Annotated in this window: 25 protein-coding genes and 1 pseudogene; 20 read left to right on the forward strand and 6 right to left on the reverse strand. The window is 63.6% G+C overall.

From position 1 onward, the window contains the following. Positions 1-136: 136 nt before the first annotated feature. Both NL2_RS11770 and NL2_RS11775 read right to left on the reverse strand, forming a co-directional pair. Positions 137-1,150, reverse strand: coding sequence for a ParB/RepB/Spo0J family partition protein (locus NL2_RS11770; protein WP_068075300.1), 1,014 nt, complete (start codon positions 1,148-1,150; stop codon positions 137-139). Continuing rightward, complete coding sequence (locus NL2_RS11775; protein WP_068075302.1) at positions 1,147-2,346, reverse strand: AAA family ATPase; 1,200 nt, start codon at positions 2,344-2,346, stop codon at positions 1,147-1,149. Before NL2_RS11775 ends, NL2_RS11770 begins: the two co-directional genes overlap by 4 nt. Before the next feature lie 444 nt (positions 2,347-2,790). Here NL2_RS11775 and NL2_RS11780 point away from each other — a divergent pair, with 444 nt between their 5' ends. The 15 genes from NL2_RS11780 to NL2_RS11850 all read left to right on the forward strand — a co-directional run bounded on the left by NL2_RS11780 (position 2,791) and on the right by NL2_RS11850 (position 18,499). Next, positions 2,791-3,111, forward strand: coding sequence for a single-stranded DNA-binding protein (locus tag NL2_RS11780; RefSeq protein ID WP_068075305.1), 321 nt, complete (start codon positions 2,791-2,793; stop codon positions 3,109-3,111). Between the two features lie 75 nt (positions 3,112-3,186). Further along, complete coding sequence (locus NL2_RS11785) at positions 3,187-4,113, forward strand: DUF7146 domain-containing protein (protein ID WP_084356051.1); 927 nt, start codon at positions 3,187-3,189, stop codon at positions 4,111-4,113. A gap of 70 nt (positions 4,114-4,183) precedes the next feature. Continuing rightward, positions 4,184-8,392: a strawberry notch-like NTP hydrolase domain-containing protein gene (locus NL2_RS11790; RefSeq protein ID WP_068075308.1), complete on the forward strand. Its 4,209-nt coding sequence runs from the start codon at positions 4,184-4,186 to the stop codon at positions 8,390-8,392. Positions 8,393-8,514: 122 nt separating this feature from the next. Further along, positions 8,515-10,596 carry a ParB/RepB/Spo0J family partition protein gene (locus tag NL2_RS11795; protein WP_068075311.1) on the forward strand — a complete coding sequence of 694 codons (2,082 nt, stop codon included), beginning with the start codon at positions 8,515-8,517 and terminating at the stop codon, positions 10,594-10,596. 140 nt (positions 10,597-10,736) lie between these two features. Then, on the forward strand, positions 10,737-11,660 hold the full coding sequence (locus NL2_RS11800) for an ArdC family protein (protein ID WP_068075315.1): 924 nt from the start codon (positions 10,737-10,739) through the stop codon (positions 11,658-11,660). After that, a complete protein-coding gene (locus tag NL2_RS11805; RefSeq protein WP_068075317.1) occupies positions 11,657-12,628 on the forward strand; it encodes a phosphoadenosine phosphosulfate reductase domain-containing protein in 972 nt (323 codons plus the stop codon). Before NL2_RS11800 ends, NL2_RS11805 begins: the two co-directional genes overlap by 4 nt. Before the next feature lie 27 nt (positions 12,629-12,655). Then, positions 12,656-13,114 (forward strand): hypothetical protein, encoded by a 459-nt coding sequence (locus NL2_RS11810; RefSeq protein ID WP_068075320.1) that lies wholly within the window; start codon positions 12,656-12,658, stop codon positions 13,112-13,114. Between the two features lie 91 nt (positions 13,115-13,205). Next, positions 13,206-13,841, forward strand: a complete 636-nt coding sequence (locus NL2_RS11815) for a hypothetical protein (protein ID WP_068075322.1) — start codon at positions 13,206-13,208, stop codon at positions 13,839-13,841. A 26-nt stretch (positions 13,842-13,867) separates the two neighbouring features. Continuing rightward, positions 13,868-14,398, forward strand: coding sequence for a hypothetical protein (locus NL2_RS11820; RefSeq protein WP_068075325.1), 531 nt, complete (start codon positions 13,868-13,870; stop codon positions 14,396-14,398). Positions 14,399-14,608: 210 nt separating this feature from the next. After that, on the forward strand, positions 14,609-15,220 hold the full coding sequence (locus tag NL2_RS11825) for a DUF6927 domain-containing protein (RefSeq protein ID WP_068075329.1): 612 nt from the start codon (positions 14,609-14,611) through the stop codon (positions 15,218-15,220). Continuing rightward, complete coding sequence (locus NL2_RS11830) at positions 15,213-16,157, forward strand: hypothetical protein (protein WP_068075333.1); 945 nt, start codon at positions 15,213-15,215, stop codon at positions 16,155-16,157. Before NL2_RS11825 ends, NL2_RS11830 begins: the two co-directional genes overlap by 8 nt. Continuing rightward, positions 16,150-16,389 carry a hypothetical protein gene (locus NL2_RS11835; RefSeq protein WP_068075336.1) on the forward strand — a complete coding sequence of 80 codons (240 nt, stop codon included), beginning with the start codon at positions 16,150-16,152 and terminating at the stop codon, positions 16,387-16,389. The genes NL2_RS11830 and NL2_RS11835 overlap by 8 nt, the downstream gene beginning before the upstream one ends. Positions 16,390-16,465: 76 nt before the next feature. Then, positions 16,466-16,777 (forward strand): hypothetical protein, encoded by a 312-nt coding sequence (locus NL2_RS11840; protein WP_157083144.1) that lies wholly within the window; start codon positions 16,466-16,468, stop codon positions 16,775-16,777. A 52-nt stretch (positions 16,778-16,829) separates the two neighbouring features. After that, positions 16,830-17,315 (forward strand): hypothetical protein, encoded by a 486-nt coding sequence (locus NL2_RS11845; RefSeq protein WP_157083145.1) that lies wholly within the window; start codon positions 16,830-16,832, stop codon positions 17,313-17,315. A 224-nt stretch (positions 17,316-17,539) separates the two neighbouring features. Continuing rightward, the gene (locus NL2_RS11850; RefSeq protein ID WP_068075345.1) at positions 17,540-18,499 is read left to right on the forward strand and encodes a DUF2493 domain-containing protein; all 960 of its coding nucleotides are present in this window, start codon (positions 17,540-17,542) and stop codon (positions 18,497-18,499) included. Between the two features lie 323 nt (positions 18,500-18,822). On the opposite strand, the gene NL2_RS21195 is transcribed toward NL2_RS11850, so the two are convergent. Then, complete coding sequence (locus NL2_RS21195) at positions 18,823-19,206, reverse strand: hypothetical protein (RefSeq protein WP_157083146.1); 384 nt, start codon at positions 19,204-19,206, stop codon at positions 18,823-18,825. 284 nt (positions 19,207-19,490) lie between these two features. Continuing rightward, a pseudogene (locus NL2_RS20795) lies at positions 19,491-19,817 on the reverse strand (Tn3 family transposase); the annotation flags it as partial. Between the two features lie 555 nt (positions 19,818-20,372). Here NL2_RS20795 and NL2_RS11855 point away from each other — a divergent pair. Further along, positions 20,373-20,786 (forward strand): single-stranded DNA-binding protein, encoded by a 414-nt coding sequence (locus tag NL2_RS11855; protein WP_068075348.1) that lies wholly within the window; start codon positions 20,373-20,375, stop codon positions 20,784-20,786. A gap of 208 nt (positions 20,787-20,994) precedes the next feature. Here the strand turns inward: NL2_RS11855 and NL2_RS11860 are convergent, their stop codons facing one another. After that, complete coding sequence (locus NL2_RS11860; protein WP_157083147.1) at positions 20,995-21,549, reverse strand: hypothetical protein; 555 nt, start codon at positions 21,547-21,549, stop codon at positions 20,995-20,997. A 67-nt stretch (positions 21,550-21,616) separates the two neighbouring features. Here NL2_RS11860 and NL2_RS11865 point away from each other — a divergent pair, with 67 nt between their 5' ends. From NL2_RS11865 to NL2_RS11875, 4 genes are all read left to right on the forward strand, one after another. Next, complete coding sequence (locus NL2_RS11865) at positions 21,617-21,871, forward strand: FitA-like ribbon-helix-helix domain-containing protein (RefSeq protein ID WP_068075355.1); 255 nt, start codon at positions 21,617-21,619, stop codon at positions 21,869-21,871. Beyond that, positions 21,868-22,293, forward strand: coding sequence for a type II toxin-antitoxin system VapC family toxin (locus tag NL2_RS11870; RefSeq protein ID WP_068075359.1), 426 nt, complete (start codon positions 21,868-21,870; stop codon positions 22,291-22,293). Before NL2_RS11865 ends, NL2_RS11870 begins: the two co-directional genes overlap by 4 nt. Before the next feature lie 375 nt (positions 22,294-22,668). After that, complete coding sequence (locus NL2_RS21440) at positions 22,669-22,833, forward strand: hypothetical protein (protein WP_169799508.1); 165 nt, start codon at positions 22,669-22,671, stop codon at positions 22,831-22,833. Between the two features lie 48 nt (positions 22,834-22,881). Beyond that, a complete protein-coding gene (locus NL2_RS11875) occupies positions 22,882-23,400 on the forward strand; it encodes a hypothetical protein (protein WP_068075362.1) in 519 nt (172 codons plus the stop codon). A gap of 106 nt (positions 23,401-23,506) precedes the next feature. On the opposite strand, the gene NL2_RS21525 is transcribed toward NL2_RS11875, so the two are convergent. Next, positions 23,507-23,665 (reverse strand): hypothetical protein, encoded by a 159-nt coding sequence (locus NL2_RS21525; RefSeq protein WP_174522609.1) that lies wholly within the window; start codon positions 23,663-23,665, stop codon positions 23,507-23,509. Positions 23,666-23,805: the final 140 nt, after the last annotated feature.

Raw genomic sequence — 23,805 nt, forward strand, 5'->3', positions numbered from 1 at the left:
GGTCACACCGAAAACCTAACAAAATCAAAGATGTCCCACGCGTGGGACGCGCCGGTCAAGGTATTGTAATAAAAGGATAAAGGCGTGTTTTCCAGAGTTGCACAACGCCGCAAAAAACAGGTGTTGGAGACGCCGTTCACCGCGCCGCTCTCTTCAGGATCTTCGCATTCTCGATTAGCGGCCGCAGCGCAGAGAGAATATCCTCGGCAGAAAGCTCGGTGGGGTTTAGCGTGATCGTCAATCCGCGAGCCCGGTCGCGATCGACTTGACCGATCGATGCTCCCTTGACCTCAATGAGCGCCTTTTGCGAGCGACCCGTACGGGTCGTTGTCGTCGCCGCAACGAGACGGGCAACCACGTCGCTCCCGCTGATCGGTTCCTCGTCGCCGGACTGCCTAAAGCTCTGTTCTGCCGCGATGACCTTGGCCGCTTCTTCCATTTTGGAGCGAAGCGTCGGCGTTCGCAGTGGAGGTAGGAGCTTGTCGCCATGCCGCACTTGGAGGTCCATCGGCGAGTTAAAGGCGCTGACGATCGATTGGGGAATCTCGGTAAGGCCGATATACCGGGCGAGGGTGGATTTGGAGAGCTTCACGCGATCGGCCATCTTGGTCTGGACGCCAGCATAATAGGCATCGACCGCTGCCTTGTAATTCGACCCCCGCTCCAGGTCAGAGATGTCCTCTCGCTCGCGGTTTTCGATATCCGCCAGCCGAAACGCGGCCTCATCGTCGAGATCTTCGATGATCGCGACGAGCTCGATTTCCGGGAAATGGTGGGCATTCAGCCACGATATCGCCCAATGGCGGCGGGTGCCGATCACCAGTTCGTATTGCAACTCAGCCTGGGGTGTCCTGCGCACCACAACGGGGATGCGGTTGCCATTCTCCGCCTGGATCGAGTCAATCAAGCTCCGGACGCGATCTTCGGTGAGAAGCGCGTAATCGCGGGCGTTGCCGGGCCAAACCGAACATTCAGCCGGCTTCAGCTTGATGGTGGGGCGCTTCACCATTCGAGCGGCCTCGGTAAAGCCCTCAAGCCGCTTCGTGGTGAAGGTGGTCTTGGACACTGGCGACGACGCATCGTTCGCGTCAGGAACAAGTGCTGGCGGGGACGATGCCAACGCCTCGCCGATGAGCGATCGCCGGCTCATGCCGCGACACTCGCAACGGCGTCAGACTTGCGTCCCGAGATGCTCTGCGAGGGCCATTGCTCGCGCACCTGCTGCAACACTTCACCAAAGACATCGTCGAGATTCTCGCGACACCGCTGATAGGTCGCGTGCGACGCTGAAGGCTTGCTCTCATAGACCGATCGGAAAGCCTGGGTCGCGTTCTTGATTTCTTCCGACGCGAGGATTGGCTTGCTCAGCAGAAAATTGGCGTACGTCGCCTGCATCATCTTCCACATGTCGTTCTCGCCGGGCTTGCTCGGTGAGAAGGCCGAACATACTATACGAATGAAGCCGTAATCGACCGGCGTTCCGTTGGCCTCTAGTACCTCGATATTCTCGGTGATCGTTTCCATGAAATGGATCGTGGAGAGATAATCGAGCTGGCGCGCCGGCACGGGAACAAGAAGCCCCGTAGCCGCCGCCATCACATTGAGCCCTAGGAATCCCATGGCGGGTGGCGGATCCAATAGGATCACGTCAAAATTCTTGATGACGCTCGATATGCCGATGCGCAGCCTTTGCAGTCCTTCACGGACCGCTTGGCCACCCTCACGCAGCGTGGCCGTCAGATCCCATTCGGCATCCTGAAGACCAAGGCTAGAGGGTACGATCTTGATGGTCGGCCACGCGGTGTCGCGAATGGCGAGCGGGAACTCGTCAAACGTACTCCGCGGCGACAGAAAATTCCCTAGCGTCTGCTCGTCGTCGAGCAACGACTCAGGCTGGATATCGAACATTGTGGTCGTTGACGCCTGTGGGTCGCAGTCGATCACGAGAACGCTGTAACCATGCAGCGCCAAGAAGTCGGCAAAATGCTTGGTGATTGTGCTCTTTCCGACGCCGCCTTTAAAGTTCTGAATGGCAATGATCACTGCATCTTCGTCCGGAGCCTTGCCGGCATGAATACCGAGTGCTTCCCGGATCTTTGTCAGATCTTCCAACGTGTAAAAGCGCCGACCATTGCCAAGCTGCTTGGGCGGGGCAAGCCGGCCTTCCTTCTCAGCCTTGGCCAACGCCTCGGGCGTGCGACCGACAAGGTCTGCCGCCATCCCGGGGCCAAAAGTAAGATCCAGAACCTTTCGGTCCTCCGGTTTGAACACGATCGCCTTTACGCGGTCACGCATCTGCTCACACGACCGCGTCATGTTTCGCAGGGTGTTCACCGTATAGGTCATGCGCGGCCAGCTCCCCTCCGAATCAGGGATTCCCAACTCGGTTAGTGTTCAATGGCGTTAAATCGAGATGAATGTCAAACCGGCGCATCAAACTCTCCCCGACTCTGAATCTGGCGGAGGTGGTCCCGAGCTTTGCAAACCAGCTTCGGTTCGGTCGGCCCTAATGCTAATCGAGAGGTACGCGCAAAGTCGGAAGCCAACTCGGCCAAACGCGACAGTCCCATTGCAGCCCTGGTCGAAGTTGATCAACCCTTAGTCCGGAGCGAGCGGCCTCGAGCTGGCCCTCCCTCTATATGGGGGGATACCAAAGCGTTGACGCCTCACTGTAACATCGAGTCCCGCGCTCGTTGGCAATTCTTGGGGAACGGTCTTCGCTCGGTGAACCGACAGCGGATGGATCGCGGTTTTGGCCCTATTCCGGGTGAAAAATAGCGAGGAGGCGACATGATCAATTACGCGAAGTTCGAGATCATCGGTCGAATCGGGGAGATCGACGCCAAGCCGAAGGTCACCAACATTTCGGTGTGCGCGAACTACCGACGTCGAGGTGAAGGCGACCAGTGGATCGAGGACAGCTACTGGAACCGCGTTGTCATCTTCAGCGATGGCCAGCGCAAATATGTCGAGGAGAAAGCGCATGTTGGCGATCTGGTACGGATCGCGGGGCGCCTTCGCGACAGCTCCTACGAGCGTGACGGAACCACTCACTACACGACTGATCGAATTGTCGAGGAGTTCGGCGTCCTTGCCCCCAAGATAAATTAGGCTTTCAGACGGCGGTCCCTGACGCAGAGGAGAGGGTGCCGATCGATCTTCGGTTCAATGTGACCGGAGACGACAATGATCGAATGCAATCAGACCGACAGGACGATCTCTATGGCGAGACTACCGCTGGACGCTGAAATCCGGGCAAAGAACATCGTCGAAAAGCTCGGCGGGATCTGGCGCGGCGCCCGTGGTGAATGTCTCTGTCCCGCTCATGATGACAGCTCGCCGAGCTTGTCGGTCCGCCTGGGCAACACCGCCATTCTCTTTCACTGCTTCGCCGGTTGTACTCCCGTCGAGGTGATGAAGGCGCTCGAGCGCAATAAGCTTCATGACCGCACCGCGGTGGAAATGCCCGAGGTAAAGTCCAAGCGCGACATGGGCGCCCTAGCCGTGCGACTGTGGAAGGCCAGTGTGCCTATCGCCGGCACGCTCGCCGAGGAATATCTCCTCGCGCGCGGCCTGTCTCCTCCATACTCCAAGGCGCTGCGCTTCAACCCTGCGACGATTCTCGGCTCCGGTCCGACTAAACGGATAATGCCGGCTATGATCGCCGCAGCCGAAAACGACATAGGCGTGACGGCCGTCCAGCGGACCTTTCTCGATCCCGAAGACGTGCTGCGCAAGCCCATCCCCAAACCCAAGGTGTCGCTTGGACTGATCGGCTCCGCGGCGATTCGGCTTGCCCCCGCCACCGACGAACTAGGTCTCGCCGAAGGGATTGAGGACGCTCTCTCGGCGATGGAATGGTTCGGTACGCCGACATGGGCGTTGGGCGGTGTCGAGCGCCTGGCATTCGTCGCGATCCCGGAGAGGGTCCGGCGTGTGATCGTCTATGCCGATCGCGGCCGAGCTGCCGAACGCCTGCTGGAAAAAGCGCGGGACCACCTCACCGCCAATGGTCGCGAGCTCATCCCCCGTCTGCCACAGCAACACGATGACTGGAACGACGCCTGGAGAGCCCGCCTTCAGCGCACCGACGCCGCCGCCGGTCGGCCATGACGTAGAGGAGAGGGAGCCTTCGGCCTGTTGATCCGGTGATGAGCACCGGGCGACAGAACGGAGCACCTCGATGCGCACCTCAGCCTCAGCCCTTGAACTCGATTTTACCGAACCTTCGATCACCGCCGCCAGGGCGGTAGCGGACACCATTGCCAGGAATGGCTCACTCACACGCGAGACGCTGCTGTGGGTCATGGAAACGGCCTATGGCTGCTCGTCCGCCGACGGACGCTGGTCGCTCCGCGACGCTTACGACATGCTCGAACTCGCTCAAGTGTTGTACCTTGAGGGAGCCGACCTGCCTACGGCCCCCCTCACCTGCTTAGCGGCACTGACGGATCTGGTTGCCGGTCTCCCGACGCACACGGTGCGCAGCGAGGAGCAGATCGCACTCCAGCAATTCTCCACACCCGTGCCGATCGCCTACCTCGCGACGCTCGCCGCCCGCGTCGCCTCTACCGATGTGGTGTTGGAGCCCTCTGCCGGCACCGGCCTTCTTGCTGTCTTTGCGCGGCGCATCGGCGCTCGCCTCATCCTCAACGAGCTCGATCCAGCACGAGCCGGGATGCTCGAAGCAGCCTTCCCTGGGTTCCCGGTGAGCCGGCACGACGGTGAGCTGATCCACGATCTGCTGCCGCGATCGATCAGCCCAACCGCCGTTCTCGTCAACCCGCCCTTCTCGCGCAGCATTGGCCGCCATGCCGACCCGCTCGCCGCGTTCCGCCACCTTCGTGCCGCTCTCATGCGGCTCGCGCCGGGAGGCCGCTGCGCCGCCATCCTCCCTGATCGCGTCGATACATCGAGCCGCGCCTGGTCCAAGGCGATCGAGGGGTGTGCTTTGACATTGCACCTCGAGCTGCCCGGAAACGCCTACGCGAAGCATGGCACTAGCCAGACCGTGAAGATCATGGTGCTCGAAAAGGGTACCGGGGATCATGCCGAGCTGATCCGATCCGGTTCGCTCGCCGAGGCTCTCGCGGCCATCACCGCGCCGACCGCGCCTGTCAGGGTGCCGTCGGTGCAGCACCTCGCGCGCCCGAGCGCGCGTGGATCGCTGCTAGGCGGTCTCGCCAACAAACCGCGCCTAACGGCACCTTCGCCCAAGGTCGCGCAGTCGCTCGCCGCGGTCGACATCACTTACACCGTCTTCGCCGAGCCCGTGTCGACGGGGGAGGCCGTCGGTGTCTACCTGCCCTATCGGCCGAGCCGCGTCGCGATCCCCTGCTCGTCCGCGCATCCGACCGCGCTGGTGGAATCGATCGCGATGGGATCGATCACCGCGCCCCGGCCATCCTACGTCCCTCGGCTCCCGACGCAGGTCGTCGACAGCAAGGTGCTCTCAGACGCTCAGCTCGAAACGCTGATCTACGCTGGCGACGCCTTCGAGCGCGACATCCCCGGCCTGTTCAAGCCCGTCGAAGAGGGCCTGTCGCTCACGCCCGATGAGGAAGGTCGCCCCTATCGGACCGGCTTCTTCCTCGGCGACGGCACCGGCGCCGGCAAGGGCCGCCAGGTTGCAGCCATCATCCTCGATCAATGGCTTCGCGGACGCCGCAAGCATATCTGGATCTCCAAGACCGAGACGCTGCTCGAGGATGCGCGTCGTGACTGGACTGCGGTCGGCGGTCTCGCGCTCGACATCCAGCATCTCAACCAGTGGAAACTCGGTATACCCGTCGGCGCAGCCGAAGGCGTCCTCTTCCTGACCTATGCGACGCTGCGCTCCAATCGCGGGGACAAGGGCACGCGGCTCCAGCAGATCCTCGAATGGGTCGGCGACGATTATGACGGCATGGTCGTGTTCGACGAGGCGCACGAGATGGCCGGTGTCGCGGGCGGCGAAGGCCGCTTCGGCACCAAGGACGGCTCCGACCAGGGCATCGCGGGCGTCCGCCTGCAGAACCTTCTGCCCCGCGCCCGCGTCCTCTACGTCTCCGCGACCGGTGCGTCGGACGTCAACAATTTGGCCTATGCCACTCGGCTCGGCCTATGGGGACCGGGGACGGCGTTTGCCGATCGCCGCACGTTCGTCGACAGCCTGCGCCGTGGCGGTATCGCGGCGATGGAGTTGATCGCGCGCGATCTGAAGATGCAGGGCCTTTATGTCGCCCGTGCGCTCAGTTTCGCCGGTGTCGAGTACGACATCCTCGAACACCGCCTCACCCCCGACCAGATCGAGGTCTATGACGCTTATGCGGACGCATGGGCGATCATTCATGCCAATTTGCGCGCCGCGCTCGACGCCACCCGCGTCACGGACAGCTTCTCCAACGACACCTATAATAGCGGCGCCAAGGCGGCCGCACTGTCGATCTTCGAGTCCACCAAACAGCGCTTCTTCTGTCAGCTTCTGATCGGCATGAAGCTGCCCTCGCTTATCCCGGCGATGCACGCCGACCTGGTGCGCGGCGAGAGCGTCGTCATCCAGCTCGTCTCCACGTCCGAGGCGATGCTCAACCGGGCACTCGCCGCACTCAGCGTCGAAGAGCGCGCCAATCTCGACATCGAGCTTTCGCCGCGTGAGTTCGTCATGTCCTATCTGACTGCCGCCTTCCCGGTGCGACAGATGAAGACCTTTGTGGATGATACCGGCAAGACGCGCTCCGAGCCGATGTCGGACGAGGACGGCCGTCCCGTGTTCAGCCAGGAGGCGCTGGAGATGCGCGACAATCTGCTCGAGCAGCTCTGTGCCCTGCCCATCGTCGGTTCTGCCCTCGATCATATCATCGGGCATTTCGGCACGGACGCCGTGGCCGAGGTGACCGGGCGCAGCCGGCGCGTCATCATGGACGCGCACGGCCGTCAGCGCGTCGAAAGCCGTTCGCCCCGCACCAACCTTGCCGAAACCGACGCCTTCATGCGCGGCGCCAAGAAGATTCTGATCTTCTCCGATGCCGGCGGTACCGGCCGCAGCTACCATGCGAGCCTCACCGCCGAGAACCAGTCGCGCCGCAACCACTATCTCCTCGAGCCCGGTTGGCGGGCTGACGCCGCCATTCAGGGCCTCGGCCGCACACACCGCACGCATCAAGCGACCGCGCCCCTGTTCCGGCCGGTGTCGACCGACTGCCGGGGCGAACGCCGCTTCATCTCGACGATCGCGCGCCGGCTCGACAGCCTGGGTGCGCTCACCCGCGGCCAGCGCCAGACGGGCGGACAGGGCCTGTTCGATCCGCGCGACAATCTGGAAAGCGATTACGCCAAGGAGTCGCTGGAAACCTGGTTCCGCCTGCTCGCCGACGGCAAGCTGCGCTCGACCACGCTCGACCAGTTCCAGAAGCTCACCGGCCTGGAGCTGGAGGGCGAAGGAGGCGGGCTCAAGGAAGACCTGCCGCCCATCCAGCGCTGGCTCAACCGGATACTCGCGCTTCGCATCGCGCTCCAGAACGCGATCTTCGACGAATATCTTGGCCTGATCGAGGCCCGGATCGAAGCTGCCCGGGAAGCTGGCACGCTCGATCTCGGCGTGGAGAGCATCAATGCCGAGCGCATCACCATCCTCGATCGCACCGTCATCCGGCGCGACCAGACCAGCGGCGCCGAGACCGAGATCCTCCGGCTCGAAACCGAGGAGCGCTACAAGCCGGTCCCACTCGATCGCGCGTTGCGGATGCTCGGCGACGACTCGCGCCCGATCGTCAATCGCAAGTCGGGCAAGGCCGCGATCCGGTGCAGCACCTATTCGCTGACCGACGACGATGGCGAGATCGTGCGCCGCTACGAGCTGGTCCGCCCGACCCGCACCGAGCGGATGCGCCAGGATCTTCTCCTCGAAACGATGTGGGAGGAGACGACCGAGGAGGAATTCTCGGCATTGTGGCAAGCCGAGGTCGAGGAGATGCAGGGCAAGATTCGCACCAGCACGCTCTACCTCGTCACCGGGCTTCTCCTTCCCGTTTGGGACCGGCTGCCCGACGATCACGTCCAGGTTTGGCGCCTGAACACCGAGGACGGGCAGTCCTTCCTCGGTCGCATCGTCCCCGCGCCGCTTGTCTCGAAACTTGCGGACGCCTTCGGGATCGTCGCGACGATCACGGTGTCGGGTGAAGAGACGGCCAAGCACGTCATGACGACGGGCGAGATTTCAAGCGTCGGCGCGTACCGGCTGAAGCGCAGCCTGGTCGCCGGTCAGCAGCGCCTCGAACTGCTCGATTGGCCGCACACGCGCCTGGCCGAGCTGAAGGCGGCCGGGTGCTTCACCGAGATCATCCAGCACAAGACCCGCCTGTTCGTTCCCGTCGCGACCGCCGTCGCCGTGATCGACCGCATCACAGCCTGACCGATCAAGGGCTCTCTCTCCGCCCGCCAAAGGGAGGGGAGGGAGCCTTCGGCTTTGTGGGTCTGATGAGCAGGCTCGCGTGACCGTCTGACGGCTACGCATATTCCAGATGGAGACGACCGATGATCCAGTCCGTGAAGGTCAAGAACCTCTCGCTGTCGAAAGACAATGTCCGCAAAACCAACCGTGAAGCCGGCATCGATACCCTTGCCGCGAACATCGCCGCCCAGGGCCTGTTGCAGAACCTGATCGTCACGCCGCTCAAGAAGGCGGGCCATTTCACCGTGAAGGCGGGCGGACGTCGCCTGCGCGCTCTCCAGCTTCTGATCGAGCAGGGCACCCTCCCCGTCGATCATACCGTGCCCGTCCTGGTCCTCACCGACGATGACAATGCGATCGAGGCGAGCCTCGCCGAAAACTTCCAGCGCGTACCGATGAACCCGGCCGATGAATGCACCGCGTTCAATTTCCTGATCCAGAAGGGGATGACCGCCGAGGACGTCGCCAAGCGTCAGGGCGTGACCACCCGCTTCGTCGAACAGCGCGTGCGCCTCGCCGAGCTGGCGCCTTGCGTCTTCGAGGCGCTTGCCGCCGGCGAAATTACCCTCGGCGTCGCCCAGGCTTACGCCGTCACCAGCGACATCGACCGCCAAGCCCGCGTGTTCGCGCAAATGAGCACGTCCTACTATGGGGACACGCCCGACAACATCCGCCGCGCGATCCTCAACGGCACCGTCAAGGCGAACGACGCCAAGGCCCGGTTCGTGGGTCGCGATGCCTATCGCGCCGCAGGCGGTCGCATCGAGGGCGACCTGTTCGCCACTGAAGGAGACGAAAACTGGATCGACGTCGACCTGATCGAGACGCTCGCAGCCAAGAAGCTCGAGGCGGCCGCGGCCGAACTCGCGCATTCCGAGGGTCTCGCGTTCGTGACGCCGATCGCGGCAACCCACGTTCCCTACGACCTCGAGCGCCAGCTTCACGAGTTTCACGCCCCTGCCCGCGCCCTCACCGAGGACGAGCAGACGCGCGTGGAAACGCTGTCGGCCGAGAACGACCAGCTTGTCGAGCAGCTCGAATCGGTGTTGGCCGATGGCACTCCCGAGGCGCAGGCGGCGAACGATCGCATCGACGCGATCGAGCGTGAGCTGGAAACGATCGACGACGCCCGTCACGAGATTGATCCGGCGCTGAAGGCGCAGATCGGGACGTTCGTCTATATCGGCGGTGATGGCGAACCCCGCGTTCACACCCGGCTGTTCAGCGAGAAGCCGGTCGTGGATCCGAACGCCCCTCCCAAGACGACGGGGGGAGAAACCGGCGAAGGCGACGCCGGCGATGTCGAGCAGGGTTCGAAGCTCAGCGCTACGCTGATCGATGAACTGGCAACCCAGCGCCGCCAGATCCTCGTCGCCCACATCGCCAGCGATCCGGCGATGGCGCTCGACCTGACCATCTTCCTGATGGCGCAGAACGTGGTGTTCGAGCAGCACCATGTTCCCAACCACTCGACGCTGAAGTCGAGCGCCGCGGGCTTCCCGATCTTCGGGTTCCGGGACGAAGGCTCCATGGCGTCGCAGACCATCGACGATCAGCGCCAGCGGCTCGACACGAGCTGGGCGGGTCACACGACGATGACCGAGCGCTTTGACGCCTTCCGGGCGCTCGACGACGAGGCCCGGGGCGCCTGGGTCGCCTTCTCGATCGCGCGCACGCTGGAGCCGACCCTCAACGTCGCCGAGGGCTACCGCCAAAACGCCTTCCACGACCATCTCGGTCGCACGCTCGACATCCAGGTTGCGCAGTGGTGGCGGCCCACCGCCGAAAACTTCTTCGGCCGGGTGAAGAAGGGCATCATGCTCGACGCGCTCGAGGAGATTGGCGGGCCGATCCTGCGCGGCCGCTACAAGGACGCCAAGAAGGGCGACCTTGCCGCGACGTGCGCGTCGCTGTGCAACGGCCAAGGCATCGTCGAGGCCGAGATCCGCGAGAAGGCGACCGCCTGGTTGCCCGACGCGATGCGGTTCGACGCTGTCGAGAAACCGGCCAAGACGGCGCTACGCTCCAGCTTCGTCGATGGCGATGACGGGAACGATCCCGCCGAGGACGAGGATACCGACATCGGCGACGTTGATGCCGATCTCGAGCCCGACGATCGCGTCGGCGATCAGGACGACGACCAGGATCTGAGCGAGGCGGCCTAGCCCTCTCTACCGCAGTTCGAGGCGACTGGGGCGGCACTCTTCGCGGAGTGTCGCCCCTCTTTTTGTGACCCCGCACCGCCCTCTCCCAGAGGAGAGGATGCTGACGCGGGTTCGCCTCAACCAAATCAGGAGAACTTGCTGTGGCACAGACCACCGACAGACTGTCGCCTGCCGACATCATCACCAACACCATCATCGACAAGCTCGAGTCTGGCGTGCGCCCATGGGTCAAGCCTTGGCGCCCGGGCCTCGGCGGTCGTCCGTTGCGCGCGACCGGCGACCCCTACAAGGGCATCAACTGCTTCTGGCTGTGGCTCTGCGCCGAGGGTGCCGGCTACAACTCGCGCACCTGGATGACGTACAAGCAGGCCCAGGCACTTGGCGGCCAGGTCCGCGAGGGCGAACGCTCGCAGATCGCCATCTTCTACAAATCCTACAGCAAGACCGTGGAATCGCCGGTCACCGGCGACAGCTCGGACGAGATGCGCCGCGTGCTGCGCTCCTACGCGGTCTTCAACTGCGACCAGATCGACGGGCTCTCGGCCGACTTCTATCCGAGTCCCGTCAGCGCGGTGCCGCCCGCCGACGAACTGCCCGATCGCGCGCAGCGCTTCATCGATGCCTTGCCGGCGACGGTCCACATGCGCGGCGATCGCGCCTTCTACGATCGCATCGCCGACAGCATCACGATGCCGCCCGTCGAACTGTTCTCCACCCGCGCCTTTTTCGCTTCCACGCTGGCGCACGAGGCAGGTCACTGGAGCGGTCACCCTGACCGGCTCGACCGCGAGTTCGGCAAGCGTTTCGGCGACGACGCCTACGCTTTCGAGGAGCTGTGCGCCGAGATGACTTCCGCGCTGCTCGGCGCCGATCTTGGCCTGCCAACCTCGCACATCGACGATCACGCAGCCTATATCGGCTCGTGGCTGAAGGTGCTGCGCAAGGACTCGCGCGCCATCATGACCGCGGCCGCCAAAGCGGAAGCCGCCGCCGGATACCTGCTGCGCGCGACCGGCCTCGCCGCCTCGGACGAGCCCGAGGACCAGATCCGTGAAGCGGCATGATCGGTCAGGCCGCCCGCCCCGACCTCGGCGCCTACCGGCGCTTCGTCGTGGCGTTCAGCGGCGGCAAGGACAGCCTTGCCGCCCTACTCCACCTTCTCAGCCTCGGCGTGCCAGCGCACGCCGTCGAGCTGCACCATCATGATGTCGACGGCCACGGCCCGACCTTCATGGATTGGCCGTGCACGGCAGGGTATGTCCGCGCGATCGCCGATCACCTCGGTATCCCCATCTACTTCTCGTGGCGGGAAGGCGGCTTCGCGCGCGAGCTGGCCCGCGCTGACGCGCCGACCGCGCCTATCCTGTTCGAGACACCGAACGGCATCGGCCTGGCCGGCGGACACGGACCTGCCGGCACGCGCGGGCTCTTTCCCCAGACCTCGCCCGATCTTCGGGTGCGCTGGTGCAGCCCCGTCCTCAAGATCGACGTCCTCGCGGCCGGGATCCGTAATCAGCCTCGCTTCCTTGATGGCCGCACGCTGGTCATCACCGGCGAGCGCGCCGAGGAGAGCCCGTCTCGCGCGCACTACGCGTCGTTTGAACCACACCGAACCTCTACCCGCTCGCGTTCGGTCGACCATTGGCGCCCGGTCCATGACTGGACCGGACGCATGGTTTGGGACGCCATAGCCGCGTCGACCATCCGGCCCCACCCGGCGTACGTCCTGGGATGGGGCCGCCTCTCGTGTCGTGCCTGCATCTTCGGATCGGCTCACCAATGGGCGACGCTGCGCCTCCTCTTTCCGGAGGCATTTGGCCGGATCGCGGCCCGCGAGACGGCAAGCGGCAAGACGATCCACCGTACCCTGAGCGTAGCCCAGCTCGCGGATCGCGGCACCCCGTTCCCCTCAGCAACCTTGCACCCGCAAGAGCTGGCGCAGGCGGATGATCCGGACTGGCGGCTCCCCATCCTGACCCAGCCATGGGCGCTCCCCGCTGGTGCGCTCGGCGATAGCGCCGGGCCGATTTGAACAACTTTCCAATGATAGGAGACAACAATGGTCGACCGTGTGGCAGCAACGATTACGATAGGCGGCACCCTCCCCTCCTCCCTTCTCGAAACCTTCGTCGGGCTCATCGAGGATGAGGCGCTGGCGCCCGAATGGGACGGCGAACCCTTTACCGTCGCGGACCTGCCCGCAGATGGTCCACTCATGCTGATGGCGAGCGAAGTTGCGTGGGGCGAATTCAGGGAGCTCGAAAGCTTCTGTGTCGAGCATCGCCTTCCCTTCGCGCGCTGGCACCAGTCCAACTGCGGATCGTGGGGTGCCGAGCGAGCTGTCTTCACCGGTGCAGGCGAGGTGCGAACCTATGCGGCGACCGACGACGATACCGTGATGATCGACCGTGAAACCGTCACAGGGCTGGGTTCGGTGAAGGCGATCCTCGATTATCTCGACACGGCAGACTCCGTCCCGCGCCACTTCCAGATCGTGCCCGGTCTCGCCGCGTCCTAGCCGGCCGATTGCCGGTCATTCCATGCCCCGGTGGAGGAGAGGGAGCCTTCGGCCTTTGTGAGCGCGTCCCGGCGCTCCGGAGGTTTTTCCCATGTTCTACGACACGCTCTATCGCCACAATCAGGCGCTTTCGCCCGCAGGTCTCGAGTCCGTTCCGAACGCGCTGCACGCGCTCAACGCCGCAGTCGACGACTGCCGGCGCGCAGGCAAGTCGATCGCTGTCGATGCGTCGATCCTTCTGCTGGTCCGCAACCTGGCCGACGTCGCCGAGCGCACGGCACCCAGCATCAGCGAATTGCGTCTTCAATGCCGACTGGATCGCTCGGCCGTCGAGGCGTCTCCGGCGTTACTCGACATCGCTGGCAACTCGGTTGGCGGTGACTATCCGGCCAAACGCACCTTCCACTATCAGGCGCGCCGCGCGCTCGCCCGTCTCGCGGAGGTGATCGGGCTCGACCCGGACGATGCGTTCATCAACACGGCTATGGGCCGCGACGATGACGACGGCACCAGCGAGCTGCGGCACGTGGACCTATCGATCCGTGTGGTGCCGCGCAGCTTCCTTCCTGACAGCGAAATCACGTTCAACCGCTGCCGGAACGGCGAACCCGCTGGACAGGTCCACCGGGCGCCGATTGCCGAACTGCTGGACACCGCGGCGTTCCAGCGTCGGCTCACCGCCACGATCGGCGACATAGGCGCTCCGCGCCTCGCCGCCGCTGCCTGATCCCCGCATACGCTGGAGACGCCATCATGGCCGATTATTATTCGCAATGCGTCGTATCGCCGATGCTTCCACTCGCCCATCTCACGGCGGCCGAGCAGCTCATTCTCCGCAACATATTCGACTCCGAGATCGACGGAGACGAGCTCTACCTGTTCGCCGAGATCGGACGAAACACCATGATCGATCTCGAACTGCCCGACATGCTGGCCGCATTGGCTGCAACGGGCGTCGCCTCGGCTGCCACGCGACTGCTCAGCAAGGCGGTCGCGGAATTGCCCGAGGGCGAGACCGCCGCCGAAATCGAACTCGACGACGAGTGGATCGAGATCCTTCAGGAGATTGTGCGGCGGTCAAACGCACTGACCTTCGTCACGATCGAGACTGGCTTCAACTGCTCCAAGATGCGTCCGGACGGTTTTGGCGGCGCGGCGATGGTGATCACGGCGGACACGGTCGACACCATGTCGACCAGCCAGTTCATCGACGAAACCCTGTCAGCGCGACTGGGGACAACCAACCGCTCGTCACCGCTCGAGGGAGGGATATCCGCTCCCTGAGCGCATCGCCGCGCAGCTTCCTTCCTGCCGGCGATACCACTTTCAACGGCTGCCGAGGCGGCGAACCGGTCGGGAGGGCCCATCGGTCGCCGATCATGGAGCTGCTGGACGCCTTGTGTTCCGGCACCGGCTTACCGCGACGATCGGCGTCATCGCCGCTCCGCGCCTCGCCGCTGCCGCCTGATCCCCACAAACATCGGAGATAATATTATGGGTTGGCTCTTCATGCGCGATATGGGCGGCTACGCCAGCCCGCGCTCCTATCTCGACAACCAATTTTCCTACACGCGCGACGATCACCGTCTCACCGTGCTGGCCTCGTCCATGGTCGGGTCGACCTATTACGCCGCGTGCGAGCGTGTCGAGAGCAACGGCGACCGCCAGATCTTCGCCGTTGTGTGCCTGACCAAGCACAACCCCCGCGCCGCTGACGGTCACTCGTTTGGATACAAGGACATGACCGAGCATATGGGGCCGTGCGAGAGCGACTGCCCCGCGGCGGTCCTGGACGAGCTGACCGACACGGACAGCGAATATGCGGTGGCATGGCGAGCACGCTGCCGTGCCAATCTCGTACGGCGCAAGCTGGAGCGGGCGAAGCCGAACCCCCGGCCCGGGCAGACCATCATCTTCGATGAGCCCATGCGGTTCAGCGATGGAAGCGACCGCACTCGGTTCGAGGTGGTCGCCAATCCCAAGGGGAGGACTCCGCTCTTCCGCGATCCGGAGAGCCGCGCGATCTGCCGCATCCCGGCATTCCGCAAGCGCAGCTACCGGATCGTCAACCCGGCGATCGTCCCGAAGGACGCGGCCAATGGCTGACTGTCCGCCCGTCGTCGCGGCATGGGGTGCCGGCGTCGATTCCACCGCCATGATCGTCGAACTCGCCGAACGCGGCGAGCCGATCGACATGGTATTGTTCGCAGACCCCGGCGCCGAGAAATCCCGGACCTACGCCTATATCCCACTGTTCCGGCGCTGGATGGCCGAGCGCGGCATCGCGTCCGAGATCGTCCGCTACCAGCCCCGCAATTTCAAACACTGGCCACCCTATGCGGGCATTGCCGAGAACATGCTCACGAACGCCACCCTGCCCTCCGTGGTCTTTGGTGGGGGGTCGTGTTCGCAGAAATGGAAGGCGGCCCCGCAAGATGCGTGGACCGCTACGTGGGAGCCGGCGCGGCGCTGCTGGGACGCAGGCGGCCGCGTCGTCAAGCTGATCGGCTATGACGCTTCTGTGCGCGACACGCAGCGTTACCACCACGCGATCGGGTGCGAGGACCCTCGCTACACCTATCGCTATCCGTTGCGGGAATGGGGATGGTCGCGGCCGGAATGCGAGGCACGGATCGCGCGCGCCGGCTTGCCCGTGCCGCCCAAGTCGAGCTGCTTCTTCTGTGGTAGCATCAAGCCCGACGAGGTGCTGGAGCTTTCGGTCGAGGAGCTGCGCGTCATCGTGCTGATGGAGGCTCGGGCCAAGCCGCGTCTCCGCAACGTCGCCGGCCTCTGGCGCAAGCCGGTGCTGGGCCATCGCGGTGCGACGCCGCGCCCCGGCAGCATCACCGAGTTCATCCGGACGCGCGGTCTGCTTCCTCCGGCCGAGATCGACCATATCGTCGAGACCGCGCCGATCGCGCTGCTCGACTTCCAGGCGGCACAGGCCGCCCTCCCCGTCGACCAACGCGCGCCGATGGGTCGCTGGCTCGACGACTTCCACCGCGCGGCCGACGCGCTCGAACGGAGTCCCGCCCATGCCTAACCCGATCATCAAGCAATTCGTCGTTGAAGGCGTCTCCGGTTTCCCGCTGGAGATGCTCCACATAGATCAATGCTGGCCCGCGCGAGCGGCCGACGCAGCCGCCCTTGGCGGACGGCTCAACGTCGCCGGTGATCGGCCTGCGCAACCGGCCAAGATCATCCTGGCGACGGCCGCCAAATACGCACCCAACCGTCAGCGTTGGCGCTCATTCGGTTGGCAAGTCATCGACTGACGATCGACGCTTTCTGAGGGGAGGCAGCCCTCGGAGCCGGTGAGCCTGGATGCTCGCCGACCCAAAGGAGCCCAACATGCGCAGCATTGCCGTCTATCTCGTCCAGCTCGCCTATGGCGGCCCTGAAGAGGGCGGTTGGTTTTACCAGACCGGCGAACTCTGCACCGATCCGGAGCTGACGGCCTTCGGCACCACCTTTGCCGATGGGCACGAAGCCCGGGTGAAAGCCATGTCGGACGAGGTTCAGGCCCACCTCGATCACGACTGGAACACCGGTGATCACGCGCGGGAGATCAGCAGCGTCCTTTCCGCCGGGCGCTTCGAGGCCCGCGTCCACGATGGCTGGCCTCCCCTCGCCTTCCCGGCAGAGCGTCCCCGTTACGAATGACCCGAAAATGCTCGGGTTGCTCCACATCGCCAACTTTCAGGAGTCCGGTCCCATGAAAACCTTCACCGTTCACTGCGAATACCCTGCCCCCTATCGCGCCGAGATCACGGTCGAGGCGGAGGATCTCATCGGGGCCTGTCGTGCCGCGATCGATGCGTCACACACGACCGACGGGTGGAAGAGCCTCGAGACGGAGCACCTCACCTACGTCACCGCGATCGCCGAAGGAGCGGACATCGATCCTTGGCGTTTTGTCCCCGATGGAGCGGATGCCTCCGTCCTCGCCGTCCCTCGTCTGTTCACGGATGTGGCGGCCCTCGCGGGCTTTGCCGCGACCCGGAGTGACGATCTGGTCGGCCAACTCCGCACCATGGTCGATGCCATCGGCGCCGATGGTGGGTTACGGATCACCCCAGCAGCGATGGTGCGCCTGTGCGCGACCGGAAAGGCCATTCTCGACGACATCGCGTGCTGCGGGTTAAGCCCCACTTCAAGCGCTGCGCCAAGCGTAGGTGCTGTTCTGCCCGACGCCACCTGACGTCCGACAGCCTTCCGCCAGAGGATGCGGCATATGGGCGGCCGCGAGGCCCCCGCAACCGCAAAAATCCGGGCCGAGTTGCCGCTTCGCGGCTGCCCGCTCCACCCCGGTTTTGCGGTTTCCCTTCGCTGCGCTCCGGTGCGGGCGCCTCTTATTCGGCCGCCCAGGAGATGCGCATCCGGCGGATAGGCCGCCGGCCCAGATCAGATGAAGGGCACTACGCCATGACCACTTCCCTTGCCGCAGCACTTTCCGCACTGGAGCTCGGGCACCTCGAACCCCGCGCCGAAGATGTCTCTGGGATGGCCCCTCCGCCGTCCGAAGCCCTTGAGCAGACCACCACCGCCATCTGGAGCGATCTGTTCGCAACCCTCCAGAACACGTCGCTCGAGCGTGACATCGAAGAGATGGGTTGGGGTCTGGTCAACCTCTTCCACCGTGCCGCGGCCAAGAAGCACGCGACAATCGACCGCCTTACCGATGAGATCAGGCTGCTGATCGCCGAGCAGGACGGTTCGGAGATCAACACCTCCAACCTCGAGGAGAAAATCGACCTTGCCAAGAAGATCGAGGAAGCCGCCTCCTGCTACGAGCTGATGCGCGACACTGCGGCCGGGCATTATATCCGCGAAACGGGCCGCTCCTGGATCCCGTCGACCGGCAACCGCATTTCGCTGGGCGTCACGTCCGCAATCGTCGATGGGCGAGCATTCCTCCGCGCACGCCGCGAGCGGATCCGCGACGCGAATACGGCACAGGGCACGCCGGTCGTGTTCGCAGGCGGAAGGCTGACCTTCAGGACCGACGAGGACATGAAGGCGTTCGGCGACAATCTGCTGCGCACCCTCAACGCAGTTCGGGAGCGTGTCGGGGACATGTATCTCGTCCATGGCGGCGACATGAAGGGGATCGAGCGCATCGCCGCCTCCTGGGCTGAGCAGCACGGCATCCAGCAGGTCCGCTTCGGTCTCGATCGCAAGCTTGGGGACCGCGCCGGCTTCCGTCGCAACGAGCAGATGCTCTCGCTGAAGCCCCGCTACGTCATCGCCTTCCAGGGCAACGGCGTGACCGAACGTCTGGTAATCGATGCGAAGAAGGCAGGCATTCGAGTGGTTGACCGTCGCGGCCCGCTCGGTACGCCCCCCGCATCCCAGAATGCTCAAAGCGACCGTAAGGTCTGCTGAGCCTACGGCGGGGACGCTGGCATGCCGGCGTCCCTTGCGCCGGTCGGCCGACGGAAAACCGGCGCGGCTGAAGGCTCCGGGACAAGGGGGTGTGCTATATTGGCGATCGGATCACGGCCGATGCAACCGGCGGGCAGATGACGATCAACCGTCAAGGCCATGCCGCCCAACCCTGCGGTGGATCTAAGGTTCGCAGGAGATCGAAATGCGAGGACTGGGATACGTGCTCATCCGGTGCTGGCCGTGGCAGGGCACTATTAGCCAAGCGTCGGATTCGTCCGCGGCGTGCATCTTTACTGTCCGATCCTAAGCTTGCCTAACCGTCAATTCTCTATGCGATGCATTGGTCCACTATCGTAAGACACGCGGATCAGATCTAGCGCTTTGCCTTCGTCCGGAAGAATTGTCCGAAAAAATGCGGTTGCCGGTCTCCGCGGCAGGAAATAGACGGGATCCGCAGTGGTAGAGCGCACCATCGCGCCGCGGACAAACCCGGCAATATCAACATGGCCTCGCAAAGTGAGGCTTCGCATTGACCGTATGTTTCCCGCAACGATCACCGACTTGCCTTGCCGAAATGTCCGCAAGGCCGAGAACTTGGCGTTCGCAGGCGGCTGAAGTTCAATTGCGACATCCGTTCTCTCGATGGTGGACGACGCGCAGCTCGTCCCTGCAAGCGCGAGTAGTATGATCAGCAACCGTTTCATTTTGGCCTCCTCAACGTAGGATTGCAGCGGCAACCTTTATGAGCCGCCGCCATAAAAATGCCAGGGATGCGGTTACCTCGGATAGCCCGAGCGAAGCACGCCAAAGGAGGCGGACAGCTCGCTTAGCACGCGACTGGCAGCAGATAGTTTTGAATTCTAGGGTAGAAAGATATTTTTTGCCCTCCCCCCCCCCCGAGGTTGGACGGTGAAATACGTCGGAAGACCATGCGGACCATCCGTTAATCTGTGTTCCTGCCATTTGGAAAAGTCACTTTCTCCGCCAGTTAGAGGGCATGCGTGAAGAGTACGCCAAACAACGCTAAAGGGCGAACAATCAGTGAACGTTTAGGCGACGCGGGCATTTTGCGGCAGGGCCTTGGGTGAGCGGAAGCAGCAGCCCGATCCCCGAGAAAGTCTCCGAAAAAGGCGGTATGTTCCCAGCCTACCCGCGATGTATGGGCACGGACGTGGTCGGGCACCGCGACCGATTCCGATCGTAGATACTGGACAGCAGCGTCCATGTAGGTCGTGTTCCAATAGACCATGGCCGCGATGACCAGGTTGAGGCCCGATGCGCGATAATGCTGGGGTCCATGGCTGCGATCAATGATGCCCCTCGGCCGCGCGCCCTACCCTGCGAGGCCCCGCGTGGAAGTCTTCATCGGCATCGTGACGGCAGCGCTCGGCTCCCGCCGTCCCGGTGGTGGTTCCGGCACGACGAACCTTCCCATCGTCCATCTCGCCCTGCGCGAGGCGCGCGCCGTGGCAGTGAAGGCAGCACCCGGTCCACCCCGCGAGCGTCGACCTACTTGATAGCCGTCTCGCGCCCGGCACTACGGCAAGGCTGAGGCAATCAGAGCGCCTTATGGTGACGGATCGAGGCACGGTGACGATGCTGAACGAGCGCCGCGCGTGTCCTGCTTCTCGGATCCCTGCCTGCCCGCCGGGGTTCATCCCCTCTCTTTGCTGAACGACCTAAGCCGGCCGTCCAACCCCTCCAACCCGCGATCATACGGACCGAGTTGCCGCTACGCGGCTGCCCGCACCACTCCTTTGATCGGGGTTCCCCTCCGCGTCTTCGCGCTCCGGTGGAGGCGTCGTCCTGGACGTCTTTGACGGTGTTCAGTCGAGGGAACGAACCCCCGGCGAACAGAAGGAACCTCGAAATGCAGAACCTCGTCATTCTCGCCGGCAACGTCGGCGCAACGCCTGAGACCCGCACGACCCAAGGCGGCACCAAGATCACCCAGTTCAGCCTCGCGACCTCACGCCCCAAGCGCGACAGCGACGGCAAGACCATGAAGGATGGCGACGGTCGCCGGGTCGAGGACACCGAGTGGCACCGCATCACCTGCTTCAACGGCATCGGCAAGACCGTCGCGCAGTATGTCGAGACGGGCCAGAAGGTCATGGTTCGGGGCCGCATCCACTACACCCGCTGGACTGATCAAGAGAATATCGAGCGCTACGGGGTCGAGATCATTGCCGACGAAGTGACCTTCCTCTCCTACGGCAAATCCCGCCAGCAGCAGGGCGGCAGCCAAGACGACAACGTCGGGGATGATGATATCCCCTTCTGAGCAGGGCAGGAAGGCCCGGAGCTTCGGCTCCGGGCCTCTCGCCGTTGGCCTCGTTCTTCCATGCGGCTACGCAAAGCGGCAGCTAGGGCAGCTCGAGCCCCGCGCCGAATAATGGACCGGCATGGCGTAAGCGCCAGCGTCGCTCGATCCAGAAGGTGGTCGCGATCTCGCTCGTCGGTAAGGCTTCGTTTGGACCCTCCCTTTCAATCTAACAGCAATCGTCTTGCGCCGGATCGTAGATATAGCTTCGTACGAGGCCGAGGTGGCCTGCCATCGCTTGTATCGCGGCATTTCGATCTGGCGCGGTCCAGCTCGAGCTTTGGGGGTATCGGAACAGCTGAAGCGCATGGGGTTGATCGAGCGCCTCTATGAGCATGTCCATTGTACGATCTCGGGCGGAATATAATCCCCCGCGAAGCGCCTGAGCATAACAGCGTTCGAGGCTGTGGCCCATCATCATCAGCCATTCTTCATCACGGCCCTGGTGACTCAGTGCCGCTTTGAGCGAAAGTTCAAGGGCATGGGCGATGAGCTGAAACAGGGGCCGCTCAATTGCTTGGCTCTCAGGCGCATGCTCGCTCACCACTTTCGCTGCGTCGCCATAGGAGGCAGCCATTGAGAGATACTCACGGGCGCGGCGGTTGGGATAGGACCTTGCGGGAGCCGAAACGGACATCCCCTGAAGATGGCAGATTGGTGGGTGCAGCCAACCCAAAAAATCCGAGGTATATCGGCGCGAACCCGTTCTGATCGCCTCACGCATTGCAAGTTGATAGCAGGTAAGGCATATTGCTATCAACGATGTCAATCAAACCGGAGTGCGATCAGCTATGGCAGCCGTCACGATTCGCAACTTGTCCGATGAAACATACCGTGCCTTGAAGGTAAGGGCAGCGCATCATGGACGCAGCGCCGAGGCTGAGATGCGCGAAATTCTGGAGCTTGCCGCGCGACCGACCGACCGCGTCAGACTCGGATCGTTGCTGGCCTCCATCGGTCGCGAGGCCAGCATGAGCGATGCAGAAGCAGAGCATTTTGCTCAGCTACGTAACAAGACCCCCGCCGAGCCCATGAGGTTCGAGTGATCCTGCTCGACACCAATGTAATCTCAGAGCTGTGGAAGCCCGTGCCTGACCCGCATGTCTTGGCATGGGTCGATGCTCAAGTGATCGACACACTCTACTTGTCGGCCATAACCTTGGCCGAGCTTCGTTTTGGCATCGCCGCCATGCCGGTCGGCAAGCGACGCGAAACGCTTGATCGCCGGTTGGAGCAGGAAGTGCTGCCCCTGTTTGCGGGCCGCGTTCTGTCGTTCGACTTGGAAGCTTCGCGGGCTTTTGCCCACGTGATGGTGGTGGCGAAGGAAGCGGGTAGAGCGGTTGGAACAGCTGACGGCTATATCGCAGCCACGGCTGCGGCAAGTCGCCTTATGGTCGCCACCCGAGACACGAATCCCTTCGAGGCGGCTGGAATAAACACCGTCAATCCTTGGATGGCGTCACTCTAAATCGGCCCGATCGCAAAGCTCGTCAGGCGTTCATACCACGCAGCGCTACACCTACCAATCTGGTAGCCGAGCCGGCGCCTTTTCGAAAATTCGTTGGCGTGAGCGCAGACCGTTACGGGTAATTCGAGCTTACCCTGCCCGGCTCAGTCAGCATGGTGGGGCATAGCGTCTCCAATACACCGGCAGCTCCACCCCGCTCTTTGAGGCGCAATCCTTGGTCGCTCCCGCGGGCCTAATGCGATCAACCCGTAAAGGGTCCGTACGCTTTGCTACGGCCTTTTGCCGTGCCGCCAAAAGGTGATCGCGGCCACGAGACCGACACTTCGGGCGCCAGTCGAGCGGGGATGAACCTGCCGGCTTGCAAGGAGCCTCGATATGTTCACCGACATCTGGACCGCCCGCAGAAGCGCACTCAGCCTTTCGAAAACCCTGATGGTCGCAACGATGGTCATCTCCATCGGAGCCCAGTTCGCGGTCATCACCGCCGACGACTTCGACGGCGACGTTGCGGTCATCAACGAATATGATCCCTTCGCCTAACCTCCAGGCGGGGGCTTCGCCCCCGCCCCTTCTTTAAAGACGCCGCCTTTGGATGACCTGACAGAGCAAGCCAGTGCCCATTACATCCACTCGACCCTACGCGAACGCATCGTCGAGCACGTGTTCGTAGGCGAGGCGCTGCGGCGGCTGTGGCAACGCCGCGTGACCGGGGTCGAGGTGCTGCGTTCCGAGTTCGATGCCGGCGGCTACGATCTCGTGATGAGCTACAAGGCGATCACCCGGCACATCCAGTTCAAGACCGTGACGTTGGGCGGGCGGGCGCCGCGTGTGACCGCAAGCCTGAAGTTGATGGAGAAGCCGAGCGGTTGCATCATCTGGATCGTGGTCTCGCCCGATCTCGATCTCGTTTCCTATCTCTGGTTCGGCAATGCACCAGATGTGCCCCTGCCCGATATCAGCGGCTTTCCCGTTGCTCGCCATGCCAAAGGGACATCGACTGGCAAGAAGAACGAGCGGCCGATGCACCGGGTGATCGCCAAAGGAAAATTCGAGAAGATCGCTTCGCTCGATCTGATCCTGGGCAAGCTGTTCGGGCCGTTGCCGTAAGGGTTTTCGGGCACCGGCTACGCCGGACCGGGCTCTAGGCTGACGCCCCGAGCCCCGTGCCGGGTCTCGGCCCTCCGGGTGACGATCCCTTGCTGAAGAGGATGCCCTACTCCGCGACGCCAGAGGCGATCAACGTCTCGGCAGTGACTGGCGCCGGGCCATCGCCAAGCGTTTCGCGCAGCGCCGCCTCTTCGAGCAGCACGTGCCAAGGCGCGCCGTAGGTTCTGGCTGCCAGATAGAAAGCCGCGCCATCGCAGGCGACCATCCGGCACCGCTCCTAGGTGTCGATGAGCGACCACCCTGCCCCGTACCGCGCGACCAGATCGGCCGGATCGACCCGCATCAAGGCGCCGCAACGCCGGCATTGGCTGCGTATGAGGATGTTGCGCCTTGCCATGACGCCGA

Source organism: Novosphingobium lentum NBRC 107847, assembly GCF_001590965.1.
Classification (GTDB): Bacteria; Pseudomonadota; Alphaproteobacteria; order Sphingomonadales; family Sphingomonadaceae; genus Novosphingobium; species Novosphingobium lentum.

Bases quoted from the DNA above. Each gene is read 5' to 3' on its own strand.
- NL2_RS11840 (WP_157083144.1), top strand. From the start codon at position 16,466: ATGCGCAGCATTGCCGTCTATCTCGTCCAGCTCGCCTATGGCGGCCCT.
- NL2_RS21440 (WP_169799508.1), top strand. From the start codon at position 22,669: ATGTTCACCGACATCTGGACCGCCCGCAGAAGCGCACTCAGCCTTTCG.
- NL2_RS11855 (WP_068075348.1), top strand. From the start codon at position 20,373: ATGCAGAACCTCGTCATTCTCGCCGGCAACGTCGGCGCAACGCCTGAG.
- NL2_RS11830 (WP_068075333.1), top strand. From the start codon at position 15,213: ATGGCTGACTGTCCGCCCGTCGTCGCGGCATGGGGTGCCGGCGTCGAT.
- NL2_RS11775 (WP_068075302.1), bottom strand. From the start codon at position 2,346: ATGACCTATACGGTGAACACCCTGCGAAACATGACGCGGTCGTGTGAG.
- NL2_RS11785 (WP_084356051.1), top strand. From the start codon at position 3,187: ATGATCGAATGCAATCAGACCGACAGGACGATCTCTATGGCGAGACTA.
- NL2_RS11865 (WP_068075355.1), top strand. From the start codon at position 21,617: ATGGCAGCCGTCACGATTCGCAACTTGTCCGATGAAACATACCGTGCC.
- NL2_RS11780 (WP_068075305.1), top strand. From the start codon at position 2,791: ATGATCAATTACGCGAAGTTCGAGATCATCGGTCGAATCGGGGAGATC.
- NL2_RS21525 (WP_174522609.1), bottom strand. From the start codon at position 23,665: ATGGTCGCCTGCGATGGCGCGGCTTTCTATCTGGCAGCCAGAACCTAC.
- NL2_RS11825 (WP_068075329.1), top strand. From the start codon at position 14,609: ATGGGTTGGCTCTTCATGCGCGATATGGGCGGCTACGCCAGCCCGCGC.
- NL2_RS11795 (WP_068075311.1), top strand. From the start codon at position 8,515: ATGATCCAGTCCGTGAAGGTCAAGAACCTCTCGCTGTCGAAAGACAAT.
- NL2_RS11815 (WP_068075322.1), top strand. From the start codon at position 13,206: ATGTTCTACGACACGCTCTATCGCCACAATCAGGCGCTTTCGCCCGCA.
- NL2_RS11810 (WP_068075320.1), top strand. From the start codon at position 12,656: ATGGTCGACCGTGTGGCAGCAACGATTACGATAGGCGGCACCCTCCCC.
- NL2_RS11790 (WP_068075308.1), top strand. From the start codon at position 4,184: ATGCGCACCTCAGCCTCAGCCCTTGAACTCGATTTTACCGAACCTTCG.
- NL2_RS11835 (WP_068075336.1), top strand. From the start codon at position 16,150: ATGCCTAACCCGATCATCAAGCAATTCGTCGTTGAAGGCGTCTCCGGT.
- NL2_RS11770 (WP_068075300.1), bottom strand. From the start codon at position 1,150: ATGAGCCGGCGATCGCTCATCGGCGAGGCGTTGGCATCGTCCCCGCCA.
- NL2_RS21195 (WP_157083146.1), bottom strand. From the start codon at position 19,206: ATGAAACGGTTGCTGATCATACTACTCGCGCTTGCAGGGACGAGCTGC.
- NL2_RS11820 (WP_068075325.1), top strand. From the start codon at position 13,868: ATGGCCGATTATTATTCGCAATGCGTCGTATCGCCGATGCTTCCACTC.
- NL2_RS11845 (WP_157083145.1), top strand. From the start codon at position 16,830: ATGAAAACCTTCACCGTTCACTGCGAATACCCTGCCCCCTATCGCGCC.
- NL2_RS11860 (WP_157083147.1), bottom strand. From the start codon at position 21,549: ATGCGTGAGGCGATCAGAACGGGTTCGCGCCGATATACCTCGGATTTT.
- NL2_RS11805 (WP_068075317.1), top strand. From the start codon at position 11,657: ATGATCGGTCAGGCCGCCCGCCCCGACCTCGGCGCCTACCGGCGCTTC.
- NL2_RS11850 (WP_068075345.1), top strand. From the start codon at position 17,540: ATGACCACTTCCCTTGCCGCAGCACTTTCCGCACTGGAGCTCGGGCAC.